Source organism: Roseateles sp. P5_B10, from assembly GCF_056400485.1.
On the sequence record NZ_JBFULE010000189.1, the window covers coordinates 1 to 8,062 of the forward strand.

8 protein-coding genes are annotated in these 8,062 nt (G+C 66.4%); all 8 read right to left on the bottom strand.

Annotated elements, in window-relative coordinates; genetic code table 11:
- A partial coding sequence (purL, locus tag AC1DU6_RS13655) for a phosphoribosylformylglycinamidine synthase (RefSeq protein WP_477857757.1) occupies positions 1–2,126 on the bottom strand: 2,126 nt, incomplete at its 3' end.
- Positions 2,127–2,201: 75 nt separating this feature from the next.
- The gene (locus AC1DU6_RS13660; RefSeq protein WP_056196411.1) at positions 2,202–2,609 is read right to left on the bottom strand and encodes a hypothetical protein; all 408 of its coding nucleotides are present in this window, start codon (positions 2,607–2,609) and stop codon (positions 2,202–2,204) included.
- Positions 2,606–3,916 carry a TRZ/ATZ family hydrolase gene (locus AC1DU6_RS13665; RefSeq protein ID WP_457326186.1) on the bottom strand — a complete coding sequence of 437 codons (1,311 nt, stop codon included), beginning with the start codon at positions 3,914–3,916 and terminating at the stop codon, positions 2,606–2,608. The genes AC1DU6_RS13660 and AC1DU6_RS13665 overlap by 4 nt, the downstream gene beginning before the upstream one ends.
- Before the next feature lie 19 nt (positions 3,917–3,935).
- A complete protein-coding gene (locus AC1DU6_RS13670) occupies positions 3,936–4,859 on the bottom strand; it encodes a ribokinase (RefSeq protein WP_477857760.1) in 924 nt (307 codons plus the stop codon).
- A 74-nt stretch (positions 4,860–4,933) separates the two neighbouring features.
- The gene (gltA, locus tag AC1DU6_RS13675) at positions 4,934–6,244 is read right to left on the bottom strand and encodes a citrate synthase (protein ID WP_056196400.1); all 1,311 of its coding nucleotides are present in this window, start codon (positions 6,242–6,244) and stop codon (positions 4,934–4,936) included.
- 33 nt (positions 6,245–6,277) lie between these two features.
- A complete protein-coding gene (locus AC1DU6_RS13680; RefSeq protein WP_457325957.1) occupies positions 6,278–6,562 on the bottom strand; it encodes an FAD assembly factor SdhE in 285 nt (94 codons plus the stop codon).
- 2 nt (positions 6,563–6,564) lie between these two features.
- A complete protein-coding gene (locus tag AC1DU6_RS13685; RefSeq protein ID WP_477857762.1) occupies positions 6,565–7,266 on the bottom strand; it encodes a succinate dehydrogenase iron-sulfur subunit in 702 nt (233 codons plus the stop codon).
- A gap of 28 nt (positions 7,267–7,294) precedes the next feature.
- A partial coding sequence (locus AC1DU6_RS13690; protein ID WP_477857764.1) for an FAD-binding protein occupies positions 7,295–8,062 on the bottom strand: 768 nt, incomplete at its 5' end.

Sequence of the window (8,062 nt, forward strand, 5' to 3'; positions counted from 1 at the left end):
CCCATGCTCATGGCCTCGCCGGCAAAGCCGTTGAAGTCGGCCAGCGTGACGGCGCAGTCCGCCACCGGCACCTGCCAGGGGCCGACCATCTGGTCGCGGTGGTTCAGGCCGCCCACGGTGCGGTCGCCGATGGTGACCAGGAAGCGCTTGGCTGCAACGGTCGGGTGGCGCAGCACGTCAAACGCCGCCTGCTCCARCTTGACGCCGGACAGGTCCAGCGCGCCGCCGCTGCGGACCACACGTGTCACATCGCGCTGCATCTTGGGCGGCTTGCCCAGCAGCACGTCCATCGGCATGTCGATGGGGTGGTCGGTGACTTCCGTATCGCCATCCACCAGCTTCAGGTCACGCTCCTCTGTGACGACGCCGACGACGGCGAACGGGCAACGCTCGCGCGCGCACATCGCGGCAAAGCGGTCCAGGCTGCCGGGCGCAATGGCCAGCACATAGCGCTCCTGGCTCTCGTTGCACCAGATTTCCTTGGGCGCCAGGCCCGACTCTTCCAGCGGCACCTTGCGCAGATCGAAGCGCGCGCCGCGGCCCGCGTCGTTGACCAGTTCGGGGAAGGCGTTCGAGATGCCACCCGCGCCGACGTCGTGGATGGCCAGCACCGGGTTCTCGGCCCCCAGGCCCCAGCAATGGTTGATGACCTCCTGCGCACGCCGTTCGATCTCGGGGTTGCCGCGTTGCACGGAATCGAAATCCAGGTCAGCCGTGTTGGTGCCCGCCGCCATCGAGCTGGCCGCGCTGCCGCCCATGCCGATGCGCATGCCCGGGCCGCCCAACTGGATCAGCAGGCTGCCGGCCGGGAACTCGATCTTCCGGGTCAGGTCCGAGCGGATGGTGCCCAGGCCGCCGGCAATCATGATGGGCTTGTGATAGCCGCGGCGCACGCCGTCCACGGTCTGCTCGTAGACACGGAAATAGCCCGCCAGATTGGGCCGGCCGAACTCGTTGTTGAAGGCCGCGCCACCGAGCGGGCCCTCGATCATGATCTGCAGCGCCGACGCGATATGCGCTGGCTTGCCCACCGGGTTCTGCTCCCAGGATTCGCTCAGACCCGGCAGATGCAGGTTGGAAACCGAGAAGCCGGTCAGGCCCGCTTTGGGCTTGGAACCGCGGCCGGTGGCGCCTTCATCGCGGATCTCGCCACCCGCGCCGGTGGACGCACCCGGGAAGGGCGAGATGGCCGTCGGGTGGTTGTGCGTCTCCACCTTCATCAGCACCTCGGCCTGCTCGGCGCGGGCCGTGTAGGCCGAGCCCGGCGCGTCGGCGGCCATCCAGCGCTGGATGGCATGGCCTTCCATGATGGCGGCGTTGTCCGAGTAGGCGACGACCGTGTGCTGCGGGTTCAGCTTCTCGGTGTTGCGGATCATGCCGAACAGGCTCAGCGGCTGGGCCTCGCCATCGACGATGAAGCTTGCGTTGAAGATCTTGTGACGGCAGTGTTCGCTGTTGGCCTGGGCGAACATCATCAGCTCGACGTCGCTGGGGTTGCGGCCGAGCTTCTTGAAGTTGGTGTCGWGGTAGTCGATCTCGTCGGCCGACAGCGCCAGGCCGAATTCAACATTCGCCTTCTCCAGCGCGGCACGCCCCTCGCCCAGCACGTCCACATGGGCCAGCGGCTCGGCGGTGCGCTCGTCGAACAGATGGGCGGTGGCCTCGCGGGTGAAGCAGACCGACTCGGTCATGCGGTCATGCAGCAGTTCGGCGCAGGCCTGCAGGTCGGCTTCGCTCAGCGCCTTGGCACCACCGAGCAGGCCGGGCTTCAGCGAGACGCGGTATTCAACGACGCGCTCGACACGCTTGAGCGCCAGGCCGCAGTTGCGTGCAATGTCGGTGGCCTTGGACGCCCAGGGGCTGACCGTACCGAAGCGCGGCGCGACGACGACGAGGTCGCCGGTGGCTGCTACTGCAACCGGTTCGCCATAGGTCAGCAGCGCCTCGAAGCGCTGATGCGCATCACCGGCCATCGCCGTGTCGGTCCAGACCCAGTGCACCGCGCGGGCGCTGACGGCGCTGATGCGCTCATTGACCTGTTGCAGCCGGCCCAGCAGGGCTTGGGCACGGAAGGCGGACAAGGCGTTGCCGCCCTCGAAACATTGCAGATGCAGGGTGCGGGTCATGGCGTCGGGAGGCGGGGCCGCGCGGCCGGCGTAAGGGGAAACCAGCATTCTAGGCGGCCGCAAGCGCCGCGCCGGCTACACGCCCAGACTGAGACCGCGACTGCGCAACCAGGCCTCGGCCTCGGCGACGCTGGCGCAGCCGTGGAAGTTGGTCAGCGTGGCGGCGCGGGCCGCCATCGGCTGGATGATGAGGGCCTGGAAACTGTCCGGGATGACCGTCGCCGCCGCGGCGAGGCCATGGGCCAGGGCGTCTTCGAAGAAGGCCCAGATGCCATCCAGTGCCTCGGGCGTGGCGCCTTCCCAGGCTGCGGTGTCGCTCAGCAGGCCCCAGGGGCGGCCGGCACGCTCACGGGCCAGGCGGCCGCCCTCTTGGCGCAGCCGCGTGGCGGCCACCTCGTTCCAGGTCCCTTCAAGGCGCAGAACCAGCACATCGCCACGCCAATTGAGGCTGAAGCGGCCGTGCTGGCTCCACGCTCTGGTCATGGCGCTTTCATTCGGCCGACGACGTCGCGCACCTCGGCCATCAGTGCCGGCACATCGATCGTGACCGGTTGGCGCTCACGCAGCACCTGGCGGCCGCCGATCCAGACATTGCTGACGTGCTCGCGGCCGGCAACATAGACAAGCTGCGCCGCGGCGTTGTACACGGGCTGGCATTCGACGCTGTCCAGCGACACGGCGACGCAGTCGGCCAGCTTGCCGACCTCCAGCGAACCGAGGTCGTCGGCGCGGCCCATGGCCTTGGCGGCGCGCACCGTGGCCATCTCCAGCGCAGTGCGCGCAGAGGCCACCGTCGGGTCGCCCGTGATGCCTTTGGCTAACAGCGCTGCTGAGCGGATCTCACCGAACATGTCGAGACGATTATTGGACGCCGCGCCGTCGGTGCCCAGCACGGTGTTGACTCCGGCGGCCTCCAGCGCCTTCAACGGCATGACGCCCGAGGCCAGCTTGAGGTTGGAATTGGGGTTGTGCACCAGGTGCACCCCGTTCCTGGCCATCAGCTCGATCTCCTCGTTATTGAGATGCACCATGTGGACCGCGATCATGCGTTCGTTCATCAGTCCCAGCTTAGTCAGCCGTTCCAGCGGCCGCACGCCGAACTGTTTCAAACCGTCTTCCACCTCGCCCGCCGTCTCGTGGATGTGGCARTGCATCTGGATGTCSAGCTTCTCGGCCAGRTCGCGCAGCTTGATGAAGGTCTCGTCGGACACCGTGTAGGGCGCRTGCGGCGCRCTSGTCCAGTCSAGCAGCTTCTCGCCCTTGTACTGTTCGTAGGCSGCGATGCCCTTGGCGATGTAGTCGTCGGGGCCCGAGGCATAGCCGGTGGGAAAGTCGATGACGTTCATCGACACGGCGGCACGCACGCCCGAGTCCACGGCGGCACGGGCCATCGCGGTCGGGAAGAAGTACATGTCGTTGATGTAGGTCGTGCCGCTGCGCAGGCCCTCGGCCGCAGCGAGCTTGGAGCCCAGATACGTCCACTCCTCGCTGACCCACTTCTTCTCCAGCGGCCAGATGTGGTTCTGCAGCCAGTCCATCAGCGGCACGTCATCGGCGACGCCGCGCAGCAGCGTCATGGCCGAGTGGGCATGGGCGTTGATGAGGCCGGGAATGAGGATCTGCTCGGGCAGCTCGACGCGCTCGGCCTGGGGATACTGGGCCAGCAGCGTCTCGCGCGGGCCGACGGCCGCGATGCGCTCGCCGTCGATCAGCAGCGCGTGGTTTTCCAGCGTGTCTTCGCCGGCCTTCATGGTCAGGATCCAGCGGGGCAGCAGCAGGGTCTGGGGCATCTTGTTCTCCTTGTGGGATTCAGTTTGTTTGCGTGAGGAGTTGCTCGACTTCCGCGCGGCGCGGCATCGCATCCTGCACGCCAGCGCGCGACACGGCCAGCGCCGCGGCGGCCTGGGCGAAGGCGAGCGCGTTCTCGATGGGCTGGCCCTCGGCCAACGCGGTGATGAGGGCCCCAACGAGGGTATCGCCAGCGCCGACGGTATCAACAGCCTTCACCTTGCGGGCCGGCACGCGGCGCGTGCCTTGGCCATCGACCCAGCACAGGCCTTCGGCGCCCAGGGACACGAGGACGGCGGCCGGCCCCTTGGCGCGCAAGGTCCGGGCCAGCGTCTCGGGTTCGGCGGCGCCACCGCCCAGCGTCGTGATCAGGGCCTGGGCTTCCAGCGCATTGACGACGAGCAGGTCGACCAGCGGCAACAAAGCCTCACAACCGGCGCGAAAAGGTGCGGCGTTCAGCACGGTCTTCACACCGGCCGCGCGGGCGCGCTCGAAGGCTCGGGCGACGCTCTGCAGCGGTAGCTCCTGCTGGGCGACCAGCCAGCGCRGACCCGCCATGTCGAGGGCTTCGACCTGCTCCAGCGGAAGCGTGCCGTTGGAGCCGGCGACGGTGACGATCTGGTTCTCTGCGTCCTCGGCACCGACGACGATGAGCGCCACGCCGGGCACCTCGTCGGCTGGCTGGGCAATCGCGCGCGTGTCGACGCCTTCCGCGATCAGTTGGGTCACCATGGCCGCGCCGTTCTCCAGCAGGCCCACCCGTGCAGCCAGTGCCACGCGGGCACCCAGGCGCGCCGCGGCCACGGCCTGGTTGGCGCCCTTGCCGCCCAGGCAGGAGCCGAAGCGCTGGCCGCGCAGCGTCTCGCCCGGCAGCGGYAGCCGCGGCGCATGCACGATGAGGTCGCGGTTGACGCTGCCGAGGACGAGGATCTCAGGACGGGTCATCAGGGTTCCCAAAACGAAAGAACCCCTCGGGAAGACCGAGGGGTTCGCATGAGGCGCTAAGTGTCGTTCAGCGATCAGCGCTGGGCGATGGGCTTGACGTCGCGCGGCGTGGCGCCGACGAAGAGCTGGCGCGGGCGGCCGATCTTGTACTCGGGGTCGCCGATCATCTCATTGAGCTGGGCGATCCAGCCGACCGTGCGGGCCAGCGCGAAGATGGCCGTGAACAGCGGCACGGGGATGCCGATGGCGCGCTGCACGATGCCCGAGTAGAAGTCGACGTTCGGGTAGAGCTTGCGGGCGACGAAGTACTCGTCTTCCAGCGCGATCTTTTCCAGCTTCATGGCCAACTCGAACAGCGGGTCGTTTTCCAGGCCCAGCTCGCTCAGCACTTCGTGGCAGGTCTCGCGCATCAGCTTGGCGCGCGGGTCGTAGTTCTTGTAGACCCGGTGACCGAAGCCCATCAACTTGACGCCGGAATTCTTGTCCTTGACCTTGTTGACGAACTCGCCGATGCGGGCAACGCCGCCCTGCTTCTGGATGTCGCCCAGCATGTTCAGGCAGGCCTCGTTGGCGCCGCCGTGCGCGGGGCCCCACAGGCAGGCCACGCCGGCCGCGATGGCCGCGAACGGGTTGGTGCCCGACGAACCGCACAGGCGCACGGTCGAGGTCGACGCGTTCTGCTCATGGTCGGCATGCAGCGTGAAGATGCGGTCCATGGCGCGCACCAGCACCGGGTTGGGGCTGTAGTCCTCGCAAGGCGTGGCAAACATCATGCGCATGAAGTTGCCGGCGTAGCTGAGGTCGTTCTTCGGGTAGATGTAGGGCTGGCCGACGGTGTACTTGTAGGCCATGGCCACAAGCGTGGGCATCTTGGCGATCAGGCGGATGGCCGAGATCTCGCGGTGCTCGGGGTTATTGATGTCGGTGCTGTCGTGATAGAACGAGGACATCGCACCCACCAGGCCCGTCATGACGGCCATCGGGTGGGCGTCACGGCGAAAACCCCGCAGGAAGAACTGCATCTGCTCATTGACCATGGTGTGGTGCATCACACGGTCTTCGAAGTTGGCCTTCTCGGCCGCGTTCGGCAGCTCTCCGTAAAGCAGCAGGTAGCAGGTCTCGAGGTAGTCGCAGTTCACCGCGAGCTGCTCGATGGGGTAGCCGCGGTAGAGCAGCTCACCCTTGTCGCCGTCGATGTAGGTGATGGTCGAGTTGCACGACGCCGTCGACAGGAAGCCGGGGTCGTAGGTGAACTTGCCGGTCTGCGCGTAGAGCTTGCGGATGTCGATGACATCCGGGCCGATGCTGCCCTTGTACAGGGGCAGGTCCATCGAGGGGCTGCCGTCGGAGAACGACAGGGTGGCTTTCACGTCGGACGGGGTCATGGTGCAGTCCTTTGAGGCTTTGAAAAACTGGTGTCAGGTGCGCAGATCGGCGAGCACGCCTCGCACGGCAATGGTGTCGATTTCACCACTGGGTTCCTTGCGGCGCAGTAACAGATCCAAAAGGTCGTTGTCGGCCAGGTCCATCAGCGCAGTCAGGCCTTCGGCATGGCTGAGGCTGATGCCTTCGGGATGACGGTTGAAGAAGCGCTCGATGAAGATGTCGTTCTCCAGCAGGCCCCGACGGCAGCGCCAGCGCAGCTTGGACAGCGCACGTTCGTCGATCATTTCAGCGATCAGGGCCTCTACTGCTTCAGCCATCGTCAGACCGCGCGGCGGACCATCAATTCCTTGATTTTGCCGATGGCCTTCGTGGGGTTCAGGCCCTTGGGGCAGACGTCCACGCAGTTCATGATGGTGTGGCAGCGGAACAGGCGGTACGGGTCTTCGAGGTTGTCCAGGCGCTCCGCGGTGGCTTCGTCGCGGCTGTCGGCGATGAAGCGGTAGGCCTGCAAGAGACCTGCCGGGCCGACGAACTTGTCSGGGTTCCACCAGAARCTYGGGCAGSWSGTCGAGCAGCTSGCGCACAGGATGCACTCGTASAGGCCGTYSAGCTCYTCGCGCTCKWCGGGSSACTGCAGSCGCTCYTTSTCGGGCGGSATGTTGTCGTTGAYSAGRTAGGGCTTGATCGAGTKGTACTGCTTGAAGAACTGCGTCATGTCGACGATGAGGTCGCGCACGACGGGCAGGCCCGGCAGCGGCTTCAACGTGATGGTGCCCGGCAGCGTCAGCATATTGGTCAGGCAGGCCAGACCGTTCTTGCCGTTGATGTTCATCGCGTCCGAGCCGCAGACGCCTTCGCGGCAGGAGCGGCGGAAGGACAGCGTCGGGTCGACGGCCTTCAGCTTGACCAGGGCGTCGAGCAGCATGCGCTCATGGCCATCCAGCTCGACCTCGAGAGTCTGCATGTAGGGCTTGGCGTCCTTGTCGGGGTCGTAGCGGTAGATCTGGAAGGTGCGCTTCATGATGTCTTGATCCTTGCTCGGCGCGGCGTCAGAAGGTACGGACCTTCGGGGGCACCGACTCAACCGTCAGCGGCGTGAGATTGACAGGCTTRTAGTCCAGGCGGTTGCCTTCGGAGTACCACAGCGTGTGCTTCATCCAGTTCGCGTCGTCGCGGTTCGGGTAGTCGTTGTGCGCGTGGGCGCCACGGCTCTCGGGGCGGGCGGCGGCCGAGATCATCGTGGCCTGGGCGGCTTCGATGAGGTTCTCGACTTCCAGCGCTTCGACACGGGCCGTGTTGAAGACCTTGGACTTGTCCTTCAGGCCGATGCTGCCGACACGCTTGGCGATTTCCTTGATCTTGGCCACGCCTTCGTCCATCGACGCCTGCGTGCGGAACACGCCGGCGTGCAGCTGCATGGCGGCGCGGATGTCGTTGGCGACGTCCTGCGAGTACTCGCCATTGGTGGCCGAATCCAGGCGCGCCAGGCGGGCCAGGGTCTTGTCGGCGGCGTCCTTGGGCAGGTCCTTGTGGGACTTGGTCTTCAGGTTGAAGTCGACGATGTGGTTGCCGGCCGCGCGGCCGAACACAAGCAGGTCCAGCAGCGAGTTGGTGCCCAGGCGGTTGGYGCCGTGCACCGACACGCAGGAGCACTCACCCACGGCGTAGAGGCCGTTGATGATGTCGTTGGGCTTGCCGTTCTTGGGGATGACGACCTGGCCATGCACGTTCGTCGGGATGCCACCCATCTGGTAGTGGATGGTCGGCACGACAGGAATCGGTTCCTTGGTGATGTCGACGTTGGCGAAGTTGTGGCC